At 59.4% G+C, this 25268-nt stretch carries 20 protein-coding genes and 3 pseudogenes; 15 read left to right on the top strand and 8 right to left on the bottom strand.

Annotated elements, in window-relative coordinates; genetic code table 11:
- Positions 1–19 precede the first annotated feature (19 nt).
- The 12 genes and pseudogenes from ACA048_RS22910 (at position 20) to ACA048_RS22855 (ending at position 11555) form a co-directional block, all read left to right on the top strand.
- Positions 20–1657 carry a 5-guanidino-2-oxopentanoate decarboxylase gene (locus ACA048_RS22910; protein ID WP_497626405.1) on the top strand — a complete coding sequence of 546 codons (1638 nt, stop codon included), beginning with the start codon at positions 20–22 and terminating at the stop codon, positions 1655–1657.
- Entirely contained in the window at positions 1654–3102 is a 1449-nt protein-coding gene (locus ACA048_RS22905) for an aldehyde dehydrogenase family protein (RefSeq protein WP_497626404.1), read from the top strand. The genes ACA048_RS22910 and ACA048_RS22905 overlap by 4 nt, the downstream gene beginning before the upstream one ends.
- 217 nt (positions 3103–3319) lie before the next feature.
- On the top strand, positions 3320–4423 hold the full coding sequence (locus ACA048_RS22900) for an extracellular solute-binding protein (RefSeq protein ID WP_095942819.1): 1104 nt from the start codon (positions 3320–3322) through the stop codon (positions 4421–4423).
- Between the two features lie 143 nt (positions 4424–4566).
- On the top strand, positions 4567–5475 hold the full coding sequence (locus ACA048_RS22895) for an ABC transporter permease (protein ID WP_497626403.1): 909 nt from the start codon (positions 4567–4569) through the stop codon (positions 5473–5475).
- Complete coding sequence (locus ACA048_RS22890; RefSeq protein WP_497626402.1) at positions 5472–6320, top strand: ABC transporter permease; 849 nt, start codon at positions 5472–5474, stop codon at positions 6318–6320. Before ACA048_RS22895 ends, ACA048_RS22890 begins: the two co-directional genes overlap by 4 nt.
- A gap of 157 nt (positions 6321–6477) precedes the next feature.
- Complete coding sequence (locus ACA048_RS22885) at positions 6478–7533, top strand: ABC transporter ATP-binding protein (RefSeq protein ID WP_140667591.1); 1056 nt, start codon at positions 6478–6480, stop codon at positions 7531–7533.
- A 457-nt stretch (positions 7534–7990) separates the two neighbouring features.
- Positions 7991–8319 (top strand): annotated as a pseudogene (locus tag ACA048_RS22880) (phosphoribosyl-ATP diphosphatase).
- Between the two features lie 25 nt (positions 8320–8344).
- Positions 8345–8623 (top strand): twin-arginine translocase TatA/TatE family subunit, encoded by a 279-nt coding sequence (locus tag ACA048_RS22875; protein WP_497626401.1) that lies wholly within the window; start codon positions 8345–8347, stop codon positions 8621–8623.
- A 10-nt stretch (positions 8624–8633) separates the two neighbouring features.
- The gene (tatB, locus tag ACA048_RS22870; RefSeq protein WP_497626400.1) at positions 8634–9044 is read left to right on the top strand and encodes a Sec-independent protein translocase protein TatB; all 411 of its coding nucleotides are present in this window, start codon (positions 8634–8636) and stop codon (positions 9042–9044) included.
- On the top strand, positions 9041–9835 hold the full coding sequence (gene tatC / locus ACA048_RS22865) for a twin-arginine translocase subunit TatC (RefSeq protein WP_497626399.1): 795 nt from the start codon (positions 9041–9043) through the stop codon (positions 9833–9835). The genes tatB and tatC overlap by 4 nt, the downstream gene beginning before the upstream one ends.
- Positions 9777–10697, top strand: a pseudogene (locus tag ACA048_RS22860) (MCP four helix bundle domain-containing protein); the annotation flags it as partial. The gene tatC and the pseudogene ACA048_RS22860, both read left to right, overlap by 59 nt.
- Entirely contained in the window at positions 10692–11555 is an 864-nt protein-coding gene (locus ACA048_RS22855) for a methyl-accepting chemotaxis protein (protein WP_497629918.1), read from the top strand. The pseudogene ACA048_RS22860 and the gene ACA048_RS22855, both read left to right, overlap by 6 nt.
- A 136-nt stretch (positions 11556–11691) precedes the next feature.
- Here the strand turns inward: ACA048_RS22855 and ACA048_RS22850 are convergent, their stop codons facing one another.
- Entirely contained in the window at positions 11692–11961 is a 270-nt protein-coding gene (locus ACA048_RS22850) for a hypothetical protein (RefSeq protein ID WP_497629952.1), read from the bottom strand.
- Between the two features lie 7 nt (positions 11962–11968).
- Here ACA048_RS22850 and ACA048_RS22845 point away from each other — a divergent pair.
- Positions 11969–12151, top strand: a pseudogene (locus ACA048_RS22845) (polyamine ABC transporter ATP-binding protein); the annotation flags it as partial.
- A 142-nt stretch (positions 12152–12293) separates the two neighbouring features.
- Here the strand turns inward: ACA048_RS22845 and ACA048_RS22840 are convergent.
- Positions 12294–13223: an AraC family transcriptional regulator gene (locus ACA048_RS22840; protein ID WP_497626398.1), complete on the bottom strand. Its 930-nt coding sequence runs from the start codon at positions 13221–13223 to the stop codon at positions 12294–12296.
- Between the two features lie 336 nt (positions 13224–13559).
- Here ACA048_RS22840 and ACA048_RS22835 point away from each other — a divergent pair, with 336 nt between their 5' ends.
- Complete coding sequence (locus ACA048_RS22835) at positions 13560–13913, top strand: putative quinol monooxygenase (protein WP_497626397.1); 354 nt, start codon at positions 13560–13562, stop codon at positions 13911–13913.
- Between the two features lie 41 nt (positions 13914–13954).
- Positions 13955–14185 carry a hypothetical protein gene (locus ACA048_RS22830; RefSeq protein WP_223520321.1) on the top strand — a complete coding sequence of 77 codons (231 nt, stop codon included), beginning with the start codon at positions 13955–13957 and terminating at the stop codon, positions 14183–14185.
- Between the two features lies 1 nt (position 14186).
- On the opposite strand, the gene ACA048_RS22825 is transcribed toward ACA048_RS22830, so the two are convergent.
- From ACA048_RS22825 to ACA048_RS22800, 6 genes are all read right to left on the bottom strand, one after another.
- A complete protein-coding gene (locus tag ACA048_RS22825) occupies positions 14187–14816 on the bottom strand; it encodes a flavin reductase family protein (RefSeq protein WP_497626396.1) in 630 nt (209 codons plus the stop codon).
- A 170-nt stretch (positions 14817–14986) separates the two neighbouring features.
- Positions 14987–16306, bottom strand: coding sequence for an MFS transporter (locus ACA048_RS22820; RefSeq protein ID WP_497626395.1), 1320 nt, complete (start codon positions 16304–16306; stop codon positions 14987–14989).
- A 298-nt stretch (positions 16307–16604) separates the two neighbouring features.
- A complete protein-coding gene (locus tag ACA048_RS22815; protein ID WP_497626394.1) occupies positions 16605–17939 on the bottom strand; it encodes a sigma-54-dependent transcriptional regulator in 1335 nt (444 codons plus the stop codon).
- The gene (locus ACA048_RS22810; RefSeq protein WP_497626393.1) at positions 17933–19699 is read right to left on the bottom strand and encodes a sensor histidine kinase; all 1767 of its coding nucleotides are present in this window, start codon (positions 19697–19699) and stop codon (positions 17933–17935) included. Before ACA048_RS22810 ends, ACA048_RS22815 begins: the two co-directional genes overlap by 7 nt.
- An 87-nt stretch (positions 19700–19786) precedes the next feature.
- On the bottom strand, positions 19787–22525 hold the full coding sequence (locus ACA048_RS22805) for an RHS repeat-associated core domain-containing protein (protein WP_497626392.1): 2739 nt from the start codon (positions 22523–22525) through the stop codon (positions 19787–19789).
- Between the two features lie 25 nt (positions 22526–22550).
- Positions 22551–25211, bottom strand: coding sequence for an RHS repeat-associated core domain-containing protein (locus ACA048_RS22800; protein WP_497626391.1), 2661 nt, complete (start codon positions 25209–25211; stop codon positions 22551–22553).
- Positions 25212–25268: the final 57 nt, after the last annotated feature.

Here is a 25268-nt window from a genome sequence, read left to right as displayed (position 1 = left end):
AACAAGAAGGGCAAATCAGATGGCGACGTGCGGCGAAGTATTGGTCAAGTTACTCGAAGATTATGGGGTCGAGCAGGTGTTCGGCATTCCCGGGGTTCATACCGTGGAGCTGTATCGCGGGCTGGCCCGTTCGAGCATCAACCACGTCACTCCACGTCACGAACAGGGCGCCGGTTTCATGGCCGACGGTTATGCACGCACCAGCGGCAAACCGGGTGTGTGCTTCATCATCACCGGCCCTGGCATGACCAACATCACCACCGCCATGGGTCAGGCTTACGCCGATTCGATCCCGATGCTGGTGATCTCCAGCGTGCAATCGCGCAGCCAGTTGGGCGGCGGTCGCGGCAAGCTGCATGAACTGCCGAACCAGGGCGCATTGGTTGCCGGCGTGGCGGCGTTTTCCCACACCTTGATGTCGGCGTCCGAGTTGCCAGGCGTACTGGCGCGTGCCTTTGCGCTGTTCCAGGCCGGTCGTCCGCGTCCGGTGCACATCGAAATTCCGTTGGATGTTTTGGTCGAAGAAGCTGATGACCTGCTGACCAGCGTACCGGTGAACATCGACCGCGCTGGCGCATCGCCGACCGCCGTTTCGCGCATGACCGAATTGCTGGCCGGCGCCAAGCGTCCGCTGATTCTCGCCGGTGGCGGTGCCATCGATGCCGCCGCTGAACTGACTGAACTGGCCGAACTGCTGGACGCACCGGTGGCACTGACCATCAACGCCAAAGGCATGCTCGAATCCAGCCACCCGTTGCTGATCGGTTCCACCCAAAGCCTGGTCGCGACGCGTGCACTGGTGGCCGAGGCCGACGTGGTATTGGCCATCGGCACCGAGCTGGCCGAGACCGACTACGACGTCACCTTTGCCGGTGGTTTCGAGATTCCTGGTCAATTGCTACGCGTGGACATCGACCCGGACCAGACCGTGCGCAACTATCCGCCGCACGTGGCGCTGGTGTCTGACTCGCGCAACGCCGCCCAGGCTTTGCTGAGTGCGCTGTCCCAGCAGGCGCTGGCCGAGCGTCGCAGCGATTGGGGGCAGGCCCGTGCCGCCCGTTTGCGTAAAGACCTTGCCGAGACCTGGGATGCCCCGACACTGGCCCAGACTTGCTTCCTTGAAACGGTATTGCGCGTGCTGCCGGACGCTGTGTTCGTCGGCGATTCGACCCAGCCTGTCTACACCGGCAACCTGACGTTCAACCCCGAGCGCCCACGTCGCTGGTTCAACTCGTCCACCGGTTACGGCACCCTCGGTTACGCCTTGCCGGCCGCTATCGGCGCCTGGCTTGGCGGTAGCGTTGAAGGCGGTTCGCGTCCGCCGGTGGTGTGTCTGATCGGTGACGGCGGCCTGCAATTCACCCTGCCGGAACTGGCCAGTGCCGTTGAAGCGCGCACCCCGGTGATCGTGCTGCTGTGGAATAACCAAGGCTACGAAGAGATCAAGAAGTACATGGTCAACCGCGCCATCGAGCCGGTCGGCGTCGACATCTACACCCCTGACTTCATCGGCGTGGCCAAGGCACTGGGTTGCGCGGCGGAAGCGATCAGCGGCGTCGAGCAACTGCGTACTGCGCTGCGTTCCGCGGCTGATCGCCAAGGCCCGACCTTGATTGAAATCGATCAGACCCAGTGGATGAAGGCGGTGTCGAAATGACGTTCCCTGCGACGCTGGACGGTCTGTTCATCGACGGTCAATGGTCGGCGGGCAACGAACACCTGCGCGTAATCAACCCGGCGACCGAAGCCCTGTTGACCACCGTCAATGGCGGTGATGCACAGGCCGTCGATCACGCGGTGAGCGCGGCGACCCAGGCGTTCGTGCACTGGTCGAAAACCACGGGCGCCGAGCGTGGCGCCCTGCTGCGCAACATCGCGGCGGGCGTTAAGGCCGGTCGCGAGCAGTTGATGCAGGTGCAGTCGAGCAACAATGGCAAGCCGTTGTTCGAAGCGGCCATCGATGTCGATGACGTGATCGCCACCTTCGAGTATTACGCCGGTCTGGCCGAAGGACTCGACGCTAAACAAGACAGCGCCGTTCAATTGCCGAGCGAAGATTTCAGTGCGCGTCTGCGCCGCGAGCCGGCCGGTGTGGTCGGACTGATCGTGCCGTGGAATTTCCCGATGGTCACCACCGCCTGGAAACTCGCTCCGGCGCTGGCTGCCGGTTGCTGCGTGGTGCTCAAGCCTTCAGAGGTGACGCCGCTGCCGGAGCTGGAGCTGGCGTCAATCATCGCGAAAGCCGGTTTGCCAGCCGGGGTCTTCAACCTGGTGTGCGGCACCGGCCTGGCGGTCGGCGCGCCACTGTCGGCGGATCCGCGCATCGCCAAAATTTCCTTCACCGGCAGCAACGCGGTGGGCGTGCAGGTCATGCAACGCGCGGCGGAAACCGTCAAAGGCGTGAGCCTGGAGCTGGGCGGTAAATCGTCGCTGCTGGTGCTGGCCGATGCCGACGTCGACCTGGCGGTGGAAGTGGCCTGTGGCGGCGGTTTCTTCAATGCCGGGCAAATGTGTTCCGCCACCAGCCGCGTGCTGGTCGCCGACGAACTGGCCGATGAATTCCTGTTGCGTCTGAAGGCGCGCACTGAAGCCATTCGCGTGGCCGACCCGTTCGACCCGGCCGTGGAAATGGGCGCGCTGGTCAATCAGGCGCAATACCAGCGTGTGCTGGGCCACATTGATCGTGGTTTGAGTGCGGGCGCCAAGTTGATTTGCGGCGGGAACCGTCCGGCTGATCTACCGCGCGGTTATTTTTTGCAGCCGACGATCTTCACCGAAGTGCCCCTCGACAGTGCGCTGTGGTGTGAAGAGATTTTCGGCCCGGTGATCTGCGTGCGCAGTTTTGCCTCTGAAGCCGAGGCGATTGCCTTGGCCAACGACAGTCAGTTCGGTCTGGTGGCCAGCGTGGTCACGCGCAATGCCGAAGCGGCTGATCGGGTCGCCAACGCTTTGCAGGCGGGGCTGGTATGGATCAACGCGCCGCAGGTGATCTTCCCGCAGACCGCCTGGGGTGGTTACAAACAGAGCAGCATCGGCCGCGAATTGGGGCCGTGGGGCTTGCAGGCGTTCCAGGAAATCAAACACGTGATTCGGGCTGTCTGACGGCACGAAAAAGGTGAGTGCATGCCTCGAAAGGAGGCATGCACTGGCGTCATGGCTTCAATGAATTTTTATCGATAGTCAGGTGTTTTGCGCAACCTCAGGATGAACCCGTCGGCTCAGCCAAGCCCCCGAAAATACGGGGGATAACGCTGGTCCGGTCGCGCGAATGCAACAGTTTCGACCTGCCTTATACCTACAAAAACAAAGGGAGTCCGTAATGGGCGAGCATGATCTGAACAGACGTCAATTCATCAAAACCGTAGGCGTAGCCTCGGTGGCAGCAGCGGCCATGAGCATGCCGTTCATCAAGGCCAATGCCAGCGATACTCGCTTTGCGGGCAAAACCCTGCGTTTGCTGACCTGGTCCGATGACACAGGCCTGGCAGCCCTGCGCAACATCGCTGCGACCTTCGAAGACAAGTACGGCTGCAAGGTCATCGCTGACCGCACCGGCAGTACCTCGGAAATGGTCGCCAAACTCAAGGCTGGCGGTGATCGTCCGCAGTACGACATCATCACCCTGGCAGGCGTCGGTGCCGAAGGTCTGGCCGCCGCCAACCTGCTGGAAAAACCCGACCTCAACCGTATTCCCAACCTGGTCGACGTACCGGAAAAATACCGCACCGGCGCCAATGGCCACGGTATCGGTTACCTCCTGTGGTGCAACAGCCTGGTCTACAGCACTCGCACCCAGAAAGAAGCCCCGACCAGCTACGCCTCCCTGTGGGACGCCGACGCCGCGCCGAACATCTTCCTGCCGCCGCCAAACTGGACCGAGGCCATGGACCTGATCATCATCGCCGCCAAACTGGCCGGTGGTGACGAGCACAACATTGAGCCGGGCTTCAAGAAACTCGCCGAGCTGAAAGATCGTGTGGTGACCCTGGGTGAAAACCCGAACCAGATCGCCGAGCTGTTCCGCACCGGTTCCCTGGACATGGGCGGCCTGTACGCGCCAGCATTCTTCCCGAAACAAATCCGCGATCCGGCCTACGGTCTGGGCGCCACGTTCGGCATGAAGGAAGGTTTCTACACCGACCTGATGCTCTCGGTCATGCCGAAGAACCGTCCGGGCGACACCGACATGGCGTACGCCTTCATCAACCACTCTCTGGACCCACTGGTGCAGGGCAAGATGGCTGAAGACATCTACAACGGCCCGGTCAACGCCAAGGCGATCATCTCCGCCGAAGCGCGCAAGAGCCCGTACATCCTCACGCCAGAGCAGATTGCCGAGAAGGCGATCATGCACGACAACGCCTTCCTGGCCACCGTGCATGACCAATGGATTCGTCGCTACACGGAAATCTTTTCTTCCTGATCTGAATCGCAGGGAGGTTCTTCGAACCTCATCGCGGGCAAGCCTTGCTCCTACAAGAGCAGCACCTTACCTGTAGGAGCATGGCTTGCCCGCGATCGAGTGCGCAGCACTCGCCGAGATCTTCCATTGACGAGACCCTTGCTATGGAACACCAACCTCTGACTCATCCGGTAAGCGTCGCCCCCGAGCGTGCGCAACGGGGTGTTTCGCCGACGACCCGCGCCTGGTTTTTCCTGACGCCGTCGATGCTGTTTCTCGGTGTACTGATCGCCGCCAGCCTGCTGGTCCTGCGCATGAGCGTGGGCACCAAAGGCGCGGAATGGACCGGGTTCAGCCTGGCCAGTTACGCCCAATTGCTGGAACCGTATTACCTCAAATCCTTGCTGCTGACCCTGCGCCTGGCGCTGATCAGCGCTGTGATCGCCGTGGTGCTGGCGATCCCGGTGGCCTACACCATGTCGCGCCTGACCTCGCCGTTCGTGCGCCGGATTTTCCTCGCCGCGGTGCTGTTGCCGCTGCTGGTCAACCTGCTGCTGCAAAGCTACGGCTGGCTGGTGATTCTCGGCCCGGGCGGAATGCTCAATCAGGCGCTGATGGGCCTGGGACTGATCAAACGACCGATCATGCTGCTGTACAACCAGAACGGCGTCTTGATGGGCCTGGTGCAAACCGCGTTCCCGTTGGCCGTGTTGCCAATCGCCAGCGCCATGCGCGGCGTCGCCCGTACTTACGAAGAAGCCGCTGCGACCCTGGGCGCCAGTCGCTTCCAGGTGTTCCGTCAGGTGGTTCTGCCGATGAGTTTTCCGGGGATCATCACCGGTGCAACGTTGGTATTCGCTTACAACGCCAGCAGTTTCGTGGTGCCTTTGCTGCTTGGTGGCCGTCGCGTGCCGATGCTGGCGGTGATGGTTCATGACCAGATCGCGCCACTGATGAACTGGCCCGCCGCGTCCGCTGCCGGTGTGGTGTTGATTGTCACTACCCTGGCGATCATGACGTTCTCTGAATACTTTACTGGCCGCCGTCGGCGCATGCTGGAGGCTTCGCAATGAGTACCCTGATCAAGAAACGTTATGGGCTGCTGCCGGGCGAAACCGGCAAGTTCGCCGGCATTCTCTCGGGCTTCATCCTGCTGCTGGCAGTGTTGCCGATCCTGACCATGATCGTGATGTCGTTCAGCGGTTCGTCGAACCTCGACTTTCCGCCGACCAGCTACAGCCTGCAATGGTACAAGGCCGCCTGGCACACCTTCGTCTCGCCGGACGGCAACGACGTGCTGAGCCTGGGCAAAGCCATGACGACCAGCCTGATGGTCGCGTGCCTGACCATGGTCTTCGCCACGATCATCGCGGTGCCGGCGTCTTATGCGCTGACCCGTTGCGAGTTCCATGGCAAAGCCGTGGCGCTGCAATTGATGTCGCTGCCGTTGGTGTTTCCGATGGTGGTGTTGGGCCTGGCGTTGCTGCTGGTGTTCGACAGCCTGCCGTTCCAGATGACCACCTCGCGACTGGTGATTGCCCACGTGATCCTGGCGTTGCCATTCGTGGTGAAAAACTGCACCGCGGCGATGCTGTCCATTGGCAGCGAAGTCGAGGAGGCCGCGCAAATGCTCGGTGCTTCGCCGACCCGGGCGATTGTCGATGTGGTGGTGCCGTTGATGAAGTCGGGGATCCTGGCAGGTGCGCTGCTGGCGTTCATCGTTTCTTTCAACGAATTCACCGTGACCTATTTCCTCTACACCATCGACGTGATGACCGTGCCGATCTGGATGTACAGCCGCACCGTGTCTTCGCTCGACCCTACCGTTTTCTCGTTTGCCGTGCTGATCGTGCTGATCGACTTCGTCCTGATTTGGGCGCTGGAGAAGCTAGTCGGTGAAGGTGGCGTTTCGTTCTAGCTTCTGCCTGGAGGTGCCTGCGCTCGATCATGCTGCGTTAAAAGTCCGCTCAGAATGCTCATTGACTAAAGTCAACTCCGCTTCTTCGCAGACTTTTGCCTTGCCTGATCTTCGCTCGGCGACCTCCAGCCAGAACCTTATTTTTTAGGTGATTCACATGTCTGGTCTGATTCTGGAAAACGTCGAGAAACACTACGGCTCGGCCTGCGCGGTAAAAGATGTAAACCTGCATTTGCCCGAGGGCAAACTGGTGTGCTTCCTCGGCCCGTCGGGCTGCGGTAAAACCACCTTGCTGCGGATGATCGCGGGCCTCGAAACCCTCACCGGCGGCGAGATTCGCCTGGACGGCGTAGACATTGGCCACACCCCGGCGCACGAGCGCAATTTCGGCATGGTGTTTCAATCGCTGGCCTTGTTCCCGCACATGACGGTGGGGGAGAACATCGCTTATCCGCTGAAACTGCGTGGTGTCAGCAAAGCTGATCAGCAGAAGCGAGTGGTGGAATTGCTGGAGCTGATTCAGCTGCAGGAAATGATTGATCGCCCGGTGGCAAAACTTTCCGGCGGTCAGCGTCAGCGCGTGGCGATTGCCCGGGCGATTGCTTCGCGACCAAAAATCCTCCTGCTGGATGAGCCGCTGTCGGCGCTGGACGCCAAGCTGCGTGAATCGATGCAGGTGGAAATCCGTCAGCTGCAACAACGCCTCAACATCACGACGATCATGGTGACCCACGATCAGCGGGAAGCGATGACCATGGCTGATATCGTCGTGGTGCTGGGTGAACATCGCGTGCAGCAAGTCGGCACGCCGATTGAAATCTACCGCCACCCGGCCAACGAATTTGTCGCGGACTTTATCGGTTCCGGCAACATCTTCCCGGCCACGGCGCTGGGCAATGGCAAGGTTGGTTTGCCAGGTGGCGATGCACTGGACGTGCCGATCTGCAGCAGCATTGTGGTCGGCGAGAAAGTGAAGATGCTGATTCGCCCTGAAGACCTGCAACTGTCGCACCCGCAGGCGACGGCGGGGAACCGCTTGCTGGGCAAGGTGACGTTCGTGCGCGATATCGGCGCGACGATTGAAACCACGGTGGAGTGTTCCGGGGTGACGTTTACCGCGCTGAGCACGCCGTGCCAGGGGTTTGGGTTGAGCATTGGCAACCCGGTGTCGGTGACCTTGCCGGCAGAGTCTTGCCGCGTGTTGGGTGCCTGATCCCGATTTGATTGTGGCTTTGCCGGCTCTTTGGCGGGCAGTTCCCAAAGCTGTGGGAGCAGCCGGAGTTCAAATTGAATCTGGCGAAGTCACGGTAGTACTGAAATAGGGGACGTGGCAGGTGATGGTGGTGATCCGTCGGCAGGACGCGGCGATAATGCCATCACCGTGTCCATCGGATGCTTGTGGCCGATTTCTGCCTATCACGACCCGCGGAAAATTTAGCTATGAATAATTTGTTCGGGGCTATCCAGTGCCGCAAGGAAGTGGTGTTCACCCTCAGCTCCCCAACATTGGATATTTGGATCGACGGGGCTACGGCCAGGACCCGACGCTTCCGAGCGTGAGATGTCAAGCGAGCTCAACGATATGCAATTTGTCGATGAGGATATCGCATCAACCACTGTCGACTCGGTACTGAAAGACCCGCACGCCATCTATTCCGCAGGGCATTCCCATGAGTGATACGTTGACCCGGCTGGCCCAAGTGCTGGTAGAGCGCAAAGGCGCCGCCGTCGACAGCTCGTACGTCGCCAGCCTGTACCACAAGGGCTTGAACAAGATTCTGGAAAAAGTCGGCGAAGAATCGGTCGAAACCATCATTGCCGCCAAGGACGCCGCCGTCAGTGGCGACTGCAGTGATGTGATCTACGAGACCGCCGATTTATGGTCCCACAGCATGGTCATGCGCAACTCGGGCAGCATCCACAGGCTGTACTCGATGAACTGGACCGTCGTTTCGGTCTCTCCGGACACGCCGAGAAAGCCTCGCGCCCGTCCGCCTGAACAATGATTAGAGAGGAGCAGCAACATGGGCATTTTTGACTGGAAACACTGGATCGTCATCCTGGTTGTTGTCGTGTTGGTATTCGGCACCAAGAAACTGAAAAACCTCGGCACAGATGTTGGCGAGTCGATCAAGGGCTTCAAGAAAGCCATGAACGACGATGAAAAACCAGCCGATCCGATGGTGACCCCGGCCCAACCGGTTCCGCCTGTTCAGCCGCAGACCACGCAGTCCGTGAACCAGCCGCACACCATCGACGTGCAGGCGCAAAAAGTCGAAGAGCCGATCCGCAAAGACGTGTGAGCACTGACTAATGTTTGGTATCAGCTTCTCTGAACTGCTGCTCGTCGGCCTCGTAGCCCTGCTGGTGCTGGGCCCCGAGCGCCTGCCGGGTGCTGCGCGCACCGCCGGCCTGTGGGTCGGGCGCTTGAAGCGCAGCTTCAACGCGATCAAACAGGAAGTTGAACGGGAAATCGGTGCCGACGAGATTCGTCGGCAACTGCACAACGAGCACATTCTGTCGCTGGAGCAAGAGGCGCGGAAGATTTTCACCCCGACCCAGCAGGAGCCGACGCCGGTGCAGCCAGTGGCGGAGCCGACGATTCCTGCACCCACGGCGGCAGCGACGCCCGCCTTCGCCACGTCGGAGACCACGACCGTTGCTGAACCGGCGCCGATCAAGCCGGCCCTTCACGACAACACTTTGCCGCCGCGAGCCCCATGAGCGACCTTCCCGAAAACGATCAACACATGCCGTTGGTCTCGCACCTCACCGAACTGCGCACGCGCCTGCTGCGTTGCGTCGCGGCGATCTTCATCATCTTCGCCGGGCTGTTCGCGTTCACCCAGCAGATCTACACCTTCGTTTCCACGCCGCTGCGCCAGTATTTGCCGGTGGGCGCGACGATGATCGCCACCGACGTGTCCTCGCCGTTCCTCACGCCGTTGAAGCTGACCATGATGGTGTCGCTGTTCCTGGCGATCCCGGTAATTCTGCACCAGGTCTGGGGTTTCATCGCGCCGGGCCTGTACAAGCACGAAAAGCGCATCGCCGTCCCCTTGCTGATGTCGAGCATCGTGCTGTTCTACGCCGGCATGGCGTTCGCCTATTACCTGGTATTTCCGCTCATCTTCAAGTTCTTCGCCGCCGCCACCCCGGCAGGCGTGGAAATGATGACCGACATTTCCAGCTACCTCGATTTCGTCATGACCCTGTTTTTTGCCTTTGGCGTGGCGTTCGAGATTCCCGTGGCCGTGGTGCTGCTGGTGTGGATCGGCGTGGTCAACGTGGCCTACCTGAAGAAAATCCGCCCGTACGTGATCATCGGCTGCTTCGTCGTGGGGATGATCCTGACGCCGCCGGACATCTTCTCGCAGACACTGCTCGCGGTGCCAATGTGGTTGCTGTTCGAGATTGGCATTCAGTTCAGCAGACTGATCAGCAAGGGTGGCGACCATGCCGATGACCATCCGGTCGACGATCACAACGACCAGCCGCCAGCGACCCCAACGTGAACACACTGTGTGGGAATTCATTCCTGCTTTCTCTTGCAACCTATCGCATGCCTCGCTGCCCACCATAGGATGTCTCAGCATGAACTGGTTTTATGACGCCAAGCTGTCGACCAAACTCATTTTTTCATTCGCGCTTTGCGCATTTATTACATTAGGAGTGGGCGTACTGGGAAGTCGGGGTATCACCACCCTTTCGAGTACCCTCCAGGCGGTCTTCTCCAATAACTTGCTGTCTGTCACCAAAATCGCAGAAACCAGAACCAGCGCTGTCTCTCAGAACCGCGATTTGTATCGACTCATGGCGGTGATCGCTGCCAATGGGTCTCAGAGCGTGAAGAGTGAGATTCTGGCCAGTATCACTGCCAACCGGGCGGCCAGTGAAAAAGCGTTTTCCATATACCGTGCCAGCCCTCTGGAAGACGATGAACGCGCCGCCGGAGACAAAATGGCGAAGGACTGGCCAGCCTATCAGGCACTGGTCGACCGAGCTGTCGGTTTGATTGCCAAGTGGGATATCGAGGGGGCGAGAACACTGTTGGATACTGATGTGCAAAAAGCTTATCAGACGGTGATGGACGAACTGACAATCATGGTGGAGTCGAATAACCGCCAGATTGACGAAGGCGCCGTGAATGCTTCGCAACAGGCGCTCTCGGCCAATACTGCTCTCTACATCTGCATTGCCGTCGCATTCATTGCCGCGCTGATGTTGGGCGTGTTCATCAGTCGCGTGATCAGTCGACCGATCGCCACGGCCGTTGCCAGTGCTCGGCGTGTGGCAGCCGGGGACCTGAGCCAGACGATCATCAGTACTGGCCGTGATGAGACGGGCCAACTGCTGATCGCTCTTGGCGACATGCAGGGCAGTCTCAAGGCTACGATCCAACAAATCGCCAGCGCAGCGGAACAACTCGCTTCAGCTGCCGAAGAACTCAATGCGGTGACCGAGGAAAGCAGCCGCGGCCTGACACGCCAGAACGACGAAATCCAGCAAGCCGCGACCGCCGTCACGCAAATGACCGCAGCGGTCGAAGAAGTTGCCTGCAACGCCATTTCCACTTCCGACGCATCGAAAAGCACCAGCGAAGAAACAGCCAAAGGCCGAGACCAGGCGCTTGAAGCAGTGAATGCCATTAACAGTGTCAGCGCCGAAATCACCGCGTCCACCGCCTCTGTCGAAAAGCTGGCGGGAGGGGTGCAAGATATTGGCAAGGTGCTGGACGTCATCCGCGCGATCGCCGAACAGACCAACCTGCTGGCACTGAATGCCGCCATTGAGGCTGCCCGCGCTGGCGAGCAAGGCCGAGGCTTTGCCGTAGTCGCGGATGAAGTGCGAGCGTTGGCCGCCCGCACTCAAGCCTCTACCGGTGAAATCGAGGGGATGATTGGTACGGTACAGAACAGCGCCAACCAGGCCGTGCGATCGATGGGCAGCAGCCGTACGCTGGCGACCAGTACTCAGTCGCTGGTTCAGGCCACAGGTCAGTCCCTTGAGCGTATCGCGCAGAGTATCGCTCAGATTAATGACCGCAACATGCTCATTGCCACCGCTTCCGAGGAACAGGCCCATGTGGCACGCGAAGTTGATCGCAATCTGGTGAACATTCAGGCCCTGTCGACCCAGACTGCCGCAGGTGCGAACCAGACCAGCGCTTCGAGCCAGGAGCTGTCGCGCCTGGCCATTTCGTTCAATAATCTGGTGGGCAAGTTCAGACTCTAAGTCAGGGGAGAGCACTCTCTCCAATGGCTCATGGATGAGCTCCAGAGGCTGACCATTCTGTCAGTCACCCGTGCACGGACGACGAACCCGTGCATAGGCCTACCGGGAGAAATCCAGCCCTGCATCGATAAATGCCTCACACCACCAAATGGCTGAACGGCGCAACATACGCCTGCAAGGTGGCGCGCCCACCCACCAGAATGTCCAGCACGATGGAGTGGAAAAACTCGTAACGCAGAACGTCCCCTTCATGCCGATACTGCCCGCCTTCGTACTCAGGGTGACGTTCGATATTTTTTTTCGAATTGACGATGTTGTATGGCGTATGCAAAAGGACACGACTTGCGATCTTTCCGGAGTTGCTGGGCAAGTCGCACATAGAGATATGATGAAGTGGAATAGTCATGCCATTTCACCGCTTGCTGGGCAAAGTGACGTTCGTGCGTGATATCGGCGCGACGATTGAAACCACGGTGGAGTGTTCCGGGGTGACGTTTACCGCGCTGAGCACGCCGTGCCAGGGGTTTGGGTTGAGCATTGGCAACCCGGTGTCGGTGACCTTGCCGGCTGAGTCTTGCCGCGTATTGGGTGCCTGATCCGGAATTGATGTCGGCCTTGTTGGCCTCATCGCGGGCAAGCCCGCTCCCACATTTGACCGAGTTCTTTCAGGAGAATGCGGTAGAAATGTGGGAGCGGGCTTGCTCGCGAAGGCGTCAGTAGCCACACCGCAAAATCAGATCAGACCGACAACCGCAACCGCGCCAAATCCCGCAGCGGCGGTGCCCCAAACAACCGGCTGTATTCTCGGCTGAACTGCGAAGGGCTTTCATACCCCACCCGATACCCCGCCGCCGAAGCCTCCAATCCTTCGGCCAGCATCAACCGCCGCGCTTCTTGCAGGCGCAGTTGCTTCTGATACTGCAACGGACTCATCGCCGTCATTGCCTTGAACCGGTGATGCAACGTCGACACGCTCAGGTTCACTTCCTTCGCCAAATCATCGATACGCAGCGGTTGTTCGTAGTTGCCGTTGAGCCACTTGATCGCCTGGCTGATGCGATGGCTCTGGCTGTTGGCGATCGCAATTTCATACAGCCGATGGCCCTGCGGGCTGCGCAACAACCGGTACAGAATCTCCCGACGAATCAGCGGCGCGAGCATGGCTATGTCTTTCGGCGTGTCCAGCAAACGCGCCAGACGCAGCACGGCGTCGAGCATGGCGCTGTCGACCCGCTCGACATACAGGCCACGACCGGTGGGGCGGGTCGGCACACCTAAAGGTCCGGCGTCGGCAATCAGCGCTGAGATTTCCGCCGGGTCGATGTCCAGCCGCACAGCAAGGATCGGCGCCTCGGGCGAGACGTTCACCACCCGCCCGCTCAGCGGCATCGAAACTGACACCACCAGGTAATTCAGCGGATCGTAGTTGAAGTGCTCATCGGCCAGCCGGACCTCTTTGCGCCCCTGCGCCATGATGCACAGCGCCGGTTGGGCGAGCCCCGGGGAAAATTCATGGGACTGGCTATGGCGTGACATGAAGAGCGAACCGACGGCTGTCGCATAATTGCCATCCTCCTGCGTATTGCGGCGGATGATCGCGGCCAGTTCTGCGCGCTGTTTCTCCATGTCGGCGTCCAGCGGGGCTTGAAAATGATCGAGCGACGACATGCAAGGCATCCTCGGAGGGGTGTGAGTAATGAGCCGAGCTTAAGTTTGTGCAAGACGATGCGGTAGACACATCCTGCCTCAACCTTGCCTGATTCTGCACGGAGTGGATTAACGGTGCCTCTAGCGCCGGGCGGCCCAAGGAAAACTTGCTTGAAAGCCTTGTTTCATTAGCGTTAAAGCGTGTTGCCGAGCATTACAGGTTTTTTGAGACACCCTGCAGGATTGTGCAAAACACCGGCAGGAATCGACTAACCGCGCTGGAACGTGCGCGCTTAACCTTGGATTCTGTCGCGGCCCGTCCCAAGGCTGCCACTCGAGTACCTGGGAGGGTTGAACATGTCTATACAGATCCCCGTCAGTCATATGGCTTTTGTCCGCGCCCGCGCCGGGCGTTCGATGGAACTCGGTGCGCGCCTGAGCGCCTTGATCGAGCCGTCGCGCAATGCGCCGGGTTGCTTGAGCTTTGCCCTGCAACATTCGCAATGCGATCCCGAGTTGTGGCTGGTGTCCGGTTTCTGGATGAACCAGCAGGCCATGACCGCGTATTTCAGCACCCCGGCGATGGAAGTGTTTGCCGAATTGGTGCAGGACCTGGTGGTCAACAGTCTGGATTTTCATACCTTCAAGGAGATATCGGCCGCCCAGGCGTTGGGTCAGACCCAGTCGTGGGTACACAAAATGGCGGGTTGAGGGTTTAATGAGGCCATTCTCAACCAGCCAGGATCCGCGACATGGCACGTAAAGCCTTTGATCACTTCGAAGCTGTTTCCGCTGTAGTACCGGGTGAGGGCGGTTATCACGCAGCCATCGCCGTCAAAGCCCTGGGCGGTGCGGGCGCACCGCGTTTCCACAAAGTCCTTGAAGACCGAACCTTCAAGACGGCGCATGAGGCCGATGAAGCAGCAGCCAAAGAGCTGACCCGCCTCAAGGACGTCAAAGAAAACACCGATCTGCTTTGGTGAGTTACTTGTTCGCACCGGGGCGATACATCTTGAACAACGCCTCCGGCCCCAGCTGAAAATAGTCCGCTGGCCCACCGCCGCGCAGAATCGGTTCTGCCGCGGCGGTGTCGTATACCCCGTCCTTGAGCAGCCATTTGGCAATGTACACGGCGACCACTTCGCCGAGAATCAGCCAGCTCGGCACCACGTTCCCGTCTGCGCGCTGCAACTGAATAATCTGCGTGACCTTGCACTCAAAGGACACCGGGCTTTCAGCGACCCGTGGCACTTGAATGATTTTCGAGGCGGCAGGCGTGAGGCCAGACAGTTCGAACTCGTCGACCTCAGGCCCGACCATGGCGCAGCTCTGGTTCATCTGCTCGGCCAGCGGGCGAGTGGCCAGGTTCCAGGCAAATTCGCCGGTCTGCTCGATGTTGTTCAGGCTGTCTTTGCGCCCGACGCTTGCAAAACCGATGATCGGCGGAATGTAGTTGAAGGCGTTGAAGAAGCTGTAGGGCGCCAGGTTCAAGCGGCCATTGGCGTCCTGCGAGGAAATCCAGCCGATAGGACGCGGGCCAACGATGGCGTTGAACGGGTCATGCGCCAGGCCGTGGCCGTTGGCGGGTTCGTAGAAGTGGATGTCGTCGGGCATGGAAGGCTTTCCTGGGGCTTATTCGCAGATCGCGCCATAGTGCAAGGACAAACGGGTTAATTCCAGTGATGAGATCCAAATGTGGCTCGCTCCCACAGGTTCTGTGTCGACACAAATGAAAAAGGGGCTGACCCGTTAAGGTCTGCCCCTTCTTTTTTTCGCTTACCAGCTTAGTCCGTCGTGATCCGCGAGTGCTTGCGGGTGTCTTTCATGGTGATATACACCAGCAACGACACGGCAATGCACGCGGTGACATACCAGTAGTAACCGGTTTCCATGCCGATGCTCTTGAACCACAGCGCGATGTATTCAGCGGTGCCGCCGAAGATCGACACGGTCAGTGCGTACGGCAAACCCACGCCCAGCGCACGGATCTCGGTGGGGAACAGCTCGGCTTTCACCACGGCGTTGATCGAGGTGTAGCCGCTGACGATGATCAGCGCGGCCATGATCAGGAAGAACGCCCCCCACCAGGTGGTGATGGTGTGCAGGGTGGTCAGGATCGGTACGGTGAACAGCGTGCCCAGAATGCCGAAGGCAATCAGGATCGGCCGGCGTCCGATTTTATCGGACAGCCCACCTACCAGCGGTTGCAGGCACATGAACAGGAACAGCGTGGCGGCGGAAATGGTGGTGGAGTCGGAGATACTCATGCCGACCGTGTTCACCAGGTATTTCTGCATGTACGTGGTGTAGGTATAGAACGCCAGCGTTCCACCCATGGTCAAGCCGACCACGGTCATCAGTTCCTTCGGATGGCGCATCAGGGTGCGCATGGCGCTTTCCTTGGCCTTCTCTTTCTTGGTGAAGGACTCGGTTTCTTCCATCCCGCGCCGCAGGTAGAGCGCGACGACGGCACACAGTGCGCCGATGGCGAACGGAATACGCCAGCCCCACGCGTAAAGCTGTTCGGTCGTCAGCATATTCTGCAGGACGATCAGCACGCCCAGAGCGATGAGCTGGCCGGAGATCAGGGTCACGTACTGGAAGCTGGAGAAGAAGCCGCGACGTTCTTTGGTCGCCATTTCGCTGAGATAGGTTGCCGAGGTGCCATATTCGCCACCGACCGACAGACCTTGCAGCAAACGCGCGAAAATCAACAGGATCGGCGCGCCGATGCCGATGGTTTCATAACCTGGGCTCAGGGCGATCAGCAGCGAGCCGAAGCACATCAGGTAGACCGAGGCCATCAGGGCCTTTTTGCGCCCGACCTTGTCGGCATAGAGGCCCATCACCCAGCCACCAATCGGACGCATCAGGAAGCCCACGGCGAAGATCGCGGCGGTGTTCAGCAGTTGGGCGGTGGTGTCGCCTTTGGGGAAAAAGGCCTTGGCGAAGTACAGGGAGAAGGCGGCGTAAACGTACCAGTCATACCACTCGACCATGTTGCCGACCGAGCCGCTGAAGATCGACTTGATGCGGCTGGAAGTGGTTCTTTCTTTGGCCGGCACGGCAGCCGACCCAAGGGGCAGGGTGTTGGAGTTATCCATTGAAGGATCCTTCGTTTAATTGTTTTTGTGGAGCGCGTTTAAACGCAGCCTGTGAGGGCTATAGCAGGAGGTGTGCCAAGAGGGAGAGGGGCGGTTTAGAGGGGTTTTGAAGGATGGGTGAGCGGAAATCCGCTCATGTTGGGTTGGGTGTGAGCGGAAAATTGCTTACAAAGTCGTTATTTGCGTTGTCTGTGCCGGCCTCTTCGCTGGCAAGCCAGCTCCTACATTTGAACTGTGTACACCCCTCTACTGTAGGAGCTGGCTTGCCAGCGAAGAAGCCATATCAGGCACCAAAAAATCAGCTGTCTTGCAAGAACATCTCCCGACTCAACCCATGCCGCTGCATCTTTTCATTGAAGGTGCGGCGCGGCAGTTGCAGTTCTTCAAGCACCGCTTTCACATCGCCCTTGTGCCGGGTCAACGCCGCGCGCAAACAATGCGCTTCAAACGCTTCCTGCTGCGCCGCCAGCGACTGCCCCGGATCAATTCCCGCGGGTTCTGGTTCACTCAATCCCAGCACTTGCCGCTCAGCGACGTTCGCCAGTTCGCGCACATTGCCCGGCCAGTCGTGGCTCAGCAGGTGCCTAAGCTGCGGGCCGGTCAGCGGTGCAAAAGTCCGCCCCAAACGCTCGGCGGCATGCTGTGCAAACGACTCGAACAACAACGGAATGTCTTCCCGGCGCTCGCGCAACGGCGGTAGCCGCAATTCGGCGACGTTCAGTCGATAGGCCAAATCCTCACGAAAACGCCCGGCTCGCGCCTCATCGAGCAGATCCGGTTTGGTTGCGGCAATGATCCGCAAATCAACCCGAATGCTCTGATTCGAGCCCAGGCGCTCCAGCTTCTGCTCCTGCAACACCCGCAACAATTTCACTTGTTGGGCCAGGGGCATGCTTTCGATTTCATCGAGAAACAGCGTGCCGCCATCGGCGTATTCAAGCTTGCCGATACGTTTGCCCTGGGCGCCGGTGAACGCGCCGCTCTCGTGGCCAAACAATTCAGCCTCGAACAACTGCTCGGGAATCGCCGCGCAGTTGAGCGCCACAAACGGCTTGTCGGCACGCGGCCCGAAGTCATGCAGACAACGGGCAACCAGCTCCTTGCCGCTGCCGGTTTCACCGCGGATCAACACGTTGACCGGCAACGCCGCCAGGTCCAGCACCTGTCGGCGCAAGGTCTGTAAACCACGGGACACGCCGAGCAGGGTGGCGTCGAGTTTGGCGCGGTTATCGGCCTGTTCATGCAGCGCGCGGTTTTCCAGTACAAGCCGACGCTTGTCCAACGCCCTGCGCAAACTGTTCAGCAGGGTTTGCGGGCTGAAGGGCTTTTCCAGAAAGTCATACGCGCCATCGCGCATCGCTTCGACCGCCATCGGCACATCGCCGTGACCGGTCAGCAAAATCACCGGCAAGTCAGCATCGCGGCGTTGAACTTCGGCCAGCAACTCCAGCCCGGTCATGCCAGGCATGCGCACGTCGCTGAGAATCACGCCGGGAAAGTGCGCGGGCAATTGCGCAAGGCACTCATCGGCGCGACTGAATAACTGCACCGCAAAACCCGACAGGCTCAGCCATTGTTCGACGGCGCTGCGAATGCTGCTTTCGTCGTCGACCACCATCACTGAATTCAGCATGCGACAGGCGCCTCCAGATCGATGGGCAAGGTCAGGGTAAATACGGCGCCGTTTTCGCCATTGTCGGCACGCAGGCGGCCACCCGATTCGTGAACGATGGCAAACGATACCGCCAGACCAAGGCCCAGGCCATCACCCACCGGTTTGGTGGTGAAGAACGGGTCGAACACATTCGGCAGGTGTTCTTCGGCGATGCCGCCACCGTTGTCGCTGACGCTCAGGCGCCAGAGTTGTTCGTCGGCTACGAGGCGGATTCCCAGACGTTTGCAGGGCTTGTCGTGCATGGCGTCGAGGGCATTGCGCAGCAGATTGATCAGCACCTGTTCCAGACGAATCGCATCGCCGCGCACCCACGCCGGACGCGTCAGGTGCAGCACGGTGCTGACCTGTTCGCCACGCAGACGCGCATCGAGCAATTGCAGCGACTGGTCCACCACCGCCGCCAGATCCAGCCGTTCGCGCAGGCCGCTGGGGCTCTTGCGGGCGAAGGTTTTCAGGTGGCCAGTGAGGGCCGCCATGCGCGTCAGCATTTCATCCACTGGCCTGAGCGCCTTGTAGGCGTCGTCGACCCGACCGTGATCGAGCAGCAGGCGCAAGGTTGCCAATTGCATGCGCTGGGCGGTCAGTGGCTGGTTGATTTCATGGGCGAGGGCAGCCGACATTTGCCCGAGGGCCGCGAGTTTGGCCGATTGCACCAGACCGTCTTGAGCGGTGCGCAAATCACGGGTGCGCTCCTCTACCAGTCGTTCAAGTTCTTCGCGGCTGCGCTGACGCATTTTGGCCAGGCGCCAGCGTTGATTGAGGAACAGCAACAGAAACACCAGCGCCAGCCACAGCCCGGCAGCGGCGAGCGCGGCATTGCGGCTGTCTTCGAAGGCGACTTGCGGGCGGCGCAGCAGGTGCAGGGTCCAGTCTTCACTGGCCAGCGGCAGCGATTCCCACAGGTAATCAGCGGTCCCGTCGGGGCCCGTGACGCGCCTCAGATCACTGTTGTCGTCGAAGTGCTGCAGCGATTGATAATCCAGCGGTGTCAGCGGTTGTTTGTCGTATTGGCGGGTGGCCTTGAGCGCGGTGTGATCGCTGTCGCTCAACGGTTTCAACAGTCGATAACGCCAGCCCGGCTGGTTGGCTATGAAGATGATCCCGCGCGCATCGCTGACCAGCAATGTGTCGTTGCCCTGACTCCATTCGCGCTCCAGTTCCGGAAACTCGAGCTTGACCACCATTGCGCCGAGAAACTCGCCGTTGTCGCCGGTGACCGCGCTGGACAGAAAATACCCAGGAATCCCACTGGTCACGCCCACCGCATAAAAACGCCCGGTGCCTTGGGTGCGTGTTTCGCTGAAGTACGGACGAAAGCCGTAGTTGTGGCCGACATAGCTGCTGGGCAAACGCCAGTTGCTGGCGGCCACGGCGAGACCGGTGCGGTCGAGCAGTTCGAGGGTCGAGGATTGCGCCGCGCCGTTGATTTTTTCCAGTTTGCGATTCAGCGCATCCTGCTGTTCAGGCGATACCGTGCCGTTGAGGGCGGCGCGCAACTGCGGGTCCAGCGCAAGCACGGCGGGCAGGGCGCGGTAGCGATCGATCAGGGTGTGCAGGGAGTTGGCGTACAGCGCCAGTTGCTGATTGGCTCGCGCGGCGTCTTCGACCAGGGCCTGGCGTTCGGCATGTCGCATGGCGAAACTGGCCGCCAGCACGGCACCGGCGATGATCAGCAAGGTGTACAGCGTCAGGCGTAACGCGCGCGAACGAGCAAGCATGGTGTCCGAAACAATCAGCAGTAGGGGCGCGCACCATAACATGGAGTAGCGCCAAAAATTCAGGGCCCGGCGCCGCAGCGCAGGCCTTCAGGCGGCTCTTTTTTCGTTGAGGTACTGAGAAACTCTTCCGGCCAGGTTTCTGGCTTGCTTGATCCCGCTTCGTGCGACTTTGAAGTCCTGCTCAAGCCTCGACCTGTCGAGAGCACCCGAGTTCATCGGCATGTTGAGGGCGCCGATCAATCTGTCATCGCTGACGGCCGCGCCTGCCAGCGTTTCAAGGGCTTCGTTGACCTGCGCCTCTACGTCATTGAGATAGGTGTCCAATGCGTCGAGATTGGACGTTATTCTGTCGAGATCGCCTTGGCCAAGGGAATCATTGAGCGCTTCGGTCAGTTGGGACGCCTGACGCGCTATGGCCAGGGTTTGTTTGAGGTAAGGCACCTTGAGGTGTTTACCAATGACTCTGGCGGTGGTTTCGATGGCTGTTTTTGTCAGGCCTGCCGAATTTTCCGGGCTGAAGCTTTGTGCCACCGCTTTAACGCTGAAAGGCTCGGCGCGGGATTTGCTTTTCAGGTTTTTCACCGAGATCGCTGAGGGGTCCGGGGTGATGGTGTATCCCAGTCCTGTTTCCTCGCCGATTTTGTCCATGGATTTGGCAGCCGCTTCGGCGGCAAAAATCCCTCCAACAGCCGCTGCAATCGGCACCACAACCGGTGCCGCCGGGCCCGTCAGGCTGCCGATGCCTGTACCCACTGTGGCTCCAGCCGCCCCCGCATGAAACGTGACGGCAAACGAAGCCACGCTATAGAGTAATTTTTTGCCTGCAGTTTTGTAGATGTCACGGGTTCGAGTGAGATTGTAGAGTTGATAATTGAGTTTCTTCATTTCGCTGTTGACGGCCGATAGCGTGTTTGACGCGTCGATGATCTGCTGTTTTGCAGCATCCTTCTTGCGTGTACCGTGGCTGTCGATATAACGCAGCGGGTTATTACCCACAAACCCATACAGATTCAAACCATCCACATCCCCTTGCGGATCAGCACTCACCCAACGCTGCAACCATGGTGCGTAGTAACGAGCGCCGTAGTAGTAAAGCCCGCATTCATCCATTTCCTTGCCCGAATAACGGACGGTTTTGTAATCGACCTCCAGCGCTGAAACCGCCGTCAGCCAGGCGGTGCCGCCAAACGGGTAATAGCCTTCGTGGCTGATCTGCCTGGCCAGTTGATCAAGTTCCATCAGGCTGGAACCCAGTTGATCGTCGAGGCTGTAGCGCAGTTGATCCTGATCGATACCATCGGGTTTTTTGCTGACCCAATGCAGGCAACGCACGCTGCCACGGCCTCCCGGCAGGGTGATGACGTGCAGCACTTCGCCGTTGTCGCGGGTGCGGACTTCCAGTCCCGGCAGGTAAATCACCTGGTGAAAATGCGTCGTTTTGGACGTATGGGTTTCGTGGCGTTTGCAGACGCGCGTGCCCTGGCTGTAGCGAAAGGTTTCTTCATCGTTGGGCGCGCCGTCACGCTCAACCAGCGTCGCTGCGGCCAGTTGATCGCGGTTGTTCCAGTGCAGCGGCCTTCCGGGAGACGACGCCAGCTGATTGCCATGGCGGTCGAACAAACCGTCGAAATCGGGGGCGGGGTCGCCTGCTTTCCAGCGCACGCCTCGGTTGCTGGACGGGTCTATGAACATCTCGAGGGTGTAGCTGCCCACCGCGCGCTCATGGATCAACTTGATCAGGTTGCCGCCGTCGTCGTAGGTGTAAATCTGTTTGTAGTTGAGACGGTTCCGGGGATCGCTCGGCAAAGGACGGCCCGGTAGATCGGAGGTTGGCGCGGCGTCATGGCCGGTGGCGCTGGTCAGCTGATACAACGAGTCATAGGTAAACGCTCGATGACCATCGATGAGCTGGTTTTTGAAGTACATCGGTTGAAACGCGAGATCGCTGATGTGTAACAGGTTCCCGACCCGATCATAAACGTACTGAAAGTGCTGGAGCAGGTCCTGCCCGGGCACACCGGCGGCCAGGGTATCGAGCCGACCGTCGGCTTCATCGTACGTCCAGCGGCTGACCACCTGGTTGCCGGCGCGCTGCTCAATGATCTGGCTGGCGGCGTTATACCGGGCGTCTGTCAGAACGGGCAGCCAACCCCCCGTGGGCGTGAGCCGCAGGCGAACCTGTTGCAGCTGCCCGGCGATGTCGTACTGCATCTGTTGCTGATGATCACCGGCATCGGTCTGGGTCAGCACCGCGCCGAGCGGGTTGTAAGTCCGCTGACTGGTAAAGGTGCCGGCGCCGGTGATCGTTCGGCTGTCGCGCGACGGTTGGCCGTGCAGGCTGAAGCTGTGGAACTCAAGAACGCCTGAGGTATCGACTTGCCTGATCATTTGGCCGCGCACATTGCACTCGGGAGGGGCTGATGCATCGGCATACGTAAAGGTTTCAACGTTCGGTTGACCGTTCTCGTCAATGGCGACTTCGCGTAACTGATTGTCGTAAGCGATGCGCCAATGACTGCCGCGTTGCTCCCAACGTTGCCGTATTTCACCGTCTATACCGGCCAGGCTTATCCGCCAGCCGGCATCGACGCTGTCGACTTTGATCGGTTGGCCGCTGAGTCGGTAGACCGTGGCCAGGTTCGGCCGCGCCCCGGACAGGCGCGGGTCCCATTGCGCCACCAAGTGTCCATGGGTGTTGTAACGCTGGCACGAGATATGCGCCTCCAGCAGCCCGTTTTGGCGCAGGTAGTCAACCCGCCTGGCGGGCAAACCCCGGCTGTCGAAGGCATTCAACCGCGGGGTGCGGTAGTGGAGGTTCTGCTTCATTTGACCGGCTCACAGGTAGGCCCACTCATGCGGCTGACTCGGAGAGGGTTCTATGTAATTTCGGGATCATCTTCCTGGGCTTGGGCACCGGCTTCTCTACCGTATTCGCCACGACTTCCTGTTCCAATTTGGTCAATCGCCGGGGTACGTCTTCTGCTTCGCCTGGAAGGTTTGCAGTGGCTTTCGCCATTTCCAGCACTTTATCGATTGCTTCAAAAGGATCGATGCCGGTATTGAGCAGTTTCATCACTTCACGTTGATGTACGGAGGCGAGTTCCTCCAGCTGTTGGTAAAACATTTTCTGCAGGGGCTCTGTGTAGCTCGTGATACTCGCCACTCCATTTTTTATTTTTTCGAGCACCTCTTTACCGCCGCTTAAAAGGTCCTGAGCGCCATTGACTACTTTCTTCGTTGTGTCCAGGGCGGTGCTCAAGCCCTCTTTCAATTCCTGGGTATGCAGCGTTTGCGCAAGTTTTAAACCTTTCTTGAAGAAGTAATACCGCAGTAACGGCATCGCAATGGCACCGACCACCATACCGACGGCGGCGCCTATGCCCGTACCGACACCGGGAACTACACTTCCCAGCGCCGAGGCTACAGTGCTTCCCGCAATGGCCCCTTTGAGAATCGATTTGAATCCATGTTTGGACTTCATGAATGTGCCCAGCGTCATGCTCAGTCGAACGTCGGCAATATCGGCGCCTTCGGGAACAAGTCCGTCGAATTCCTCCGCGAGATTGTGTAACTGGTCGGCGGCATTTTTGGCTTTACCGAGAACGCCGATGAAATCTTTGGCCAGTTCAAACACAGCCTTGGTTGCGCCCGACTTGTCGATGTACAGAATCGGGTTGTTACCGACCATCCGATACAGATTCAACCCATCAACGGCTCCTTTGGGGTCCGGACTGATCCAGCGATGCAACCAGCTCGCGTAATAGCGCAACCCGAAGTAGTGGAGTCCGCTGACATCCAGTTCCTTGCCTGAGTAACGCAGGGTCTTGTAACTCGCGTCTATCAATGATTTTGCCGCCCACCAGGCGGTACCGCCGTAGGGGAAATACACTTCGGCGCTGATCAGGCCACCGAAGCGATCGAGTTCCAATGCGCAGGATCCGAGATGATCATCAAGGCTATAGCGCAGTTGATCAGGGTGTTCATCCGTGACCCAGTGCAGGCAGCGCACGCAGCCGTAAGCGAGTGACACACTGATAACGTGCAGGTGCTCGCCATTGCTGCGGGTGCGGATTTCCAGGTCTGGCAGGTAAATAACGGTCTGGCTGTGAGTGGCCGTAGGGGTATGCGTCACATGATGTTTACGGACCCGCTCGCCTTGACTGTACTGATACGATTCGACGTCATCGGGCAGTTCATTGTCATGGACAACTAAAGTCACTTTCTCCAGTTGATCGCGGGCATTCCACTGCAAGGGCTGTCCCGGTTGTAAACATAATAAGTTGCCAGACCTGTCGAACAGTTTCTCGATATCCGGTTCCGGTTGGTTTTCATCCCGGCGCATGCCACGGTTGCTGGCGGGATCGATATACATCCGCTGAGTAAAGCAGTGCTGGTCGCGCAAATGGCGCAGTTCGATCAGGTTATTGCCCGAGTCGTACTCGAACTCTTCGGTGTAGTTATAGCGGGGGCCGGGATCGAGCGGGGTGATGACATCCGGCAAACCCGGCCGATTGTTGGGTATTTCACCCTCGAATCCGCTGGCGCTGATCAGTCGGTAGAGCGAGTCATAGCGGAAGTCGCGGTGCCCCTCGACGCGCTGGTTGGCGAAGTACACCGTGGCCTGGGTGTGATCTTCTATGCGCAGGATGTTGCCCACCCGGTCATAGAAGTACTTGAAGTTTTGTTGCAACCGTTCGCTGATATTGCCGGCCTTCAGGGTGCAGAGGCGGCCGTCCGCCGGGTCGTAAGTCCATTGGCTGACCACACCGTTGCCGGTGGTCTGCGCCACGATCTGGCCGGCAGCGTTGTACTGTGCATCCTCCAGCACACAGTGTCGCTCGCCATCCTTGAGTTGCAGAACGACTGCCTTGAGGCGCCCGGCACGATCGTAGTGAAAATGTTGCTGATGTTCCCCTGCATCGATTTGCGTCAGCACCATGCCGAGGGGGCCGTAAGTTCGGCCAGTGACGCAGGCGTTTGCATCGACAATCGTTCGGTTTTCGCGTCGCGGCTGACCGCGCAGGCCGAAGCTGCTTAGCTCGAGTCGGCCGGACGGATCGACTTGTGTGATCATCTGGCCACGCAGGTTGAACGCGGGGTCGGCCGTCGCATCGGCATAGCTGAAAGTTTCGACATTCAGCTGAGCGTTTTCATCAAGGGCCACCGCGCGCAATTGATTATCGTAACGAGTGCGCCAATGATGACCGCGCGGGTCCCAGCGTTGCAGTTCTTCGCCGGCCAGCCCCGTCAGGATCAGGCGCCTGCCTGCGTCGACACTGTTGATCCTGATGACCTCGCCAGAGAGGCGATAGACGTTGCAAAGATTGGGTCCAGGCAGCCTCGAATCCCATTGCTCGATCAGATGCCCGGCAGTGTTATAGACGTGTCGGGTGTTGAGTGATGCCACGTCATCCCCGGCTTTGCTGCGCAGGTAAACCACCTGACGCACCGCCAGCCCCCTGGCGTCAGTAGCGGTCAGACGTGGGGTGCCCGTATGGACGGCCGCGTTCACGTGCTGGCACTCACAGGCCAAGAGCCCGGGACGGTGGAGCCATTGGCCCTTTGTCCA

It is taken from the genome of Pseudomonas sp. LBUM1659, from assembly GCF_059716045.1.
Note: the sequence above shows the minus strand (reverse complement) of the source record. Positions and strands in the feature narration are given on the sequence as shown.

Bases quoted from the DNA above. Each gene is read 5' to 3' on its own strand.
- tatC (WP_497626399.1), top strand. From the start codon at position 9,041: ATGAGCGACCTTCCCGAAAACGATCAACACATGCCGTTGGTCTCGCAC.
- ACA048_RS22805 (WP_497626392.1), bottom strand. From the start codon at position 22,525: ATGAAGCAGAACCTCCACTACCGCACCCCGCGGTTGAATGCCTTCGAC.
- ACA048_RS22905 (WP_497626404.1), top strand. From the start codon at position 1,654: ATGACGTTCCCTGCGACGCTGGACGGTCTGTTCATCGACGGTCAATGG.
- ACA048_RS22855 (WP_497629918.1), top strand. From the start codon at position 10,692: ATGCAGGGCAGTCTCAAGGCTACGATCCAACAAATCGCCAGCGCAGCG.
- ACA048_RS22890 (WP_497626402.1), top strand. From the start codon at position 5,472: ATGAGTACCCTGATCAAGAAACGTTATGGGCTGCTGCCGGGCGAAACC.
- ACA048_RS22895 (WP_497626403.1), top strand. From the start codon at position 4,567: ATGGAACACCAACCTCTGACTCATCCGGTAAGCGTCGCCCCCGAGCGT.
- ACA048_RS22825 (WP_497626396.1), bottom strand. From the start codon at position 14,816: ATGCCCGACGACATCCACTTCTACGAACCCGCCAACGGCCACGGCCTG.
- ACA048_RS22900 (WP_095942819.1), top strand. From the start codon at position 3,320: ATGGGCGAGCATGATCTGAACAGACGTCAATTCATCAAAACCGTAGGC.
- ACA048_RS22910 (WP_497626405.1), top strand. From the start codon at position 20: ATGGCGACGTGCGGCGAAGTATTGGTCAAGTTACTCGAAGATTATGGG.
- ACA048_RS22835 (WP_497626397.1), top strand. From the start codon at position 13,560: ATGTCTATACAGATCCCCGTCAGTCATATGGCTTTTGTCCGCGCCCGC.
- ACA048_RS22885 (WP_140667591.1), top strand. From the start codon at position 6,478: ATGTCTGGTCTGATTCTGGAAAACGTCGAGAAACACTACGGCTCGGCC.
- ACA048_RS22875 (WP_497626401.1), top strand. From the start codon at position 8,345: ATGGGCATTTTTGACTGGAAACACTGGATCGTCATCCTGGTTGTTGTC.
- ACA048_RS22840 (WP_497626398.1), bottom strand. From the start codon at position 13,223: ATGTCGTCGCTCGATCATTTTCAAGCCCCGCTGGACGCCGACATGGAG.
- ACA048_RS22815 (WP_497626394.1), bottom strand. From the start codon at position 17,939: ATGCTGAATTCAGTGATGGTGGTCGACGACGAAAGCAGCATTCGCAGC.
- ACA048_RS22810 (WP_497626393.1), bottom strand. From the start codon at position 19,699: ATGCTTGCTCGTTCGCGCGCGTTACGCCTGACGCTGTACACCTTGCTG.
- ACA048_RS22830 (WP_223520321.1), top strand. From the start codon at position 13,955: ATGGCACGTAAAGCCTTTGATCACTTCGAAGCTGTTTCCGCTGTAGTA.
- tatB (WP_497626400.1), top strand. From the start codon at position 8,634: ATGTTTGGTATCAGCTTCTCTGAACTGCTGCTCGTCGGCCTCGTAGCC.
- ACA048_RS22850 (WP_497629952.1), bottom strand. From the start codon at position 11,961: ATGACTATTCCACTTCATCATATCTCTATGTGCGACTTGCCCAGCAAC.
- ACA048_RS22820 (WP_497626395.1), bottom strand. From the start codon at position 16,306: ATGGATAACTCCAACACCCTGCCCCTTGGGTCGGCTGCCGTGCCGGCC.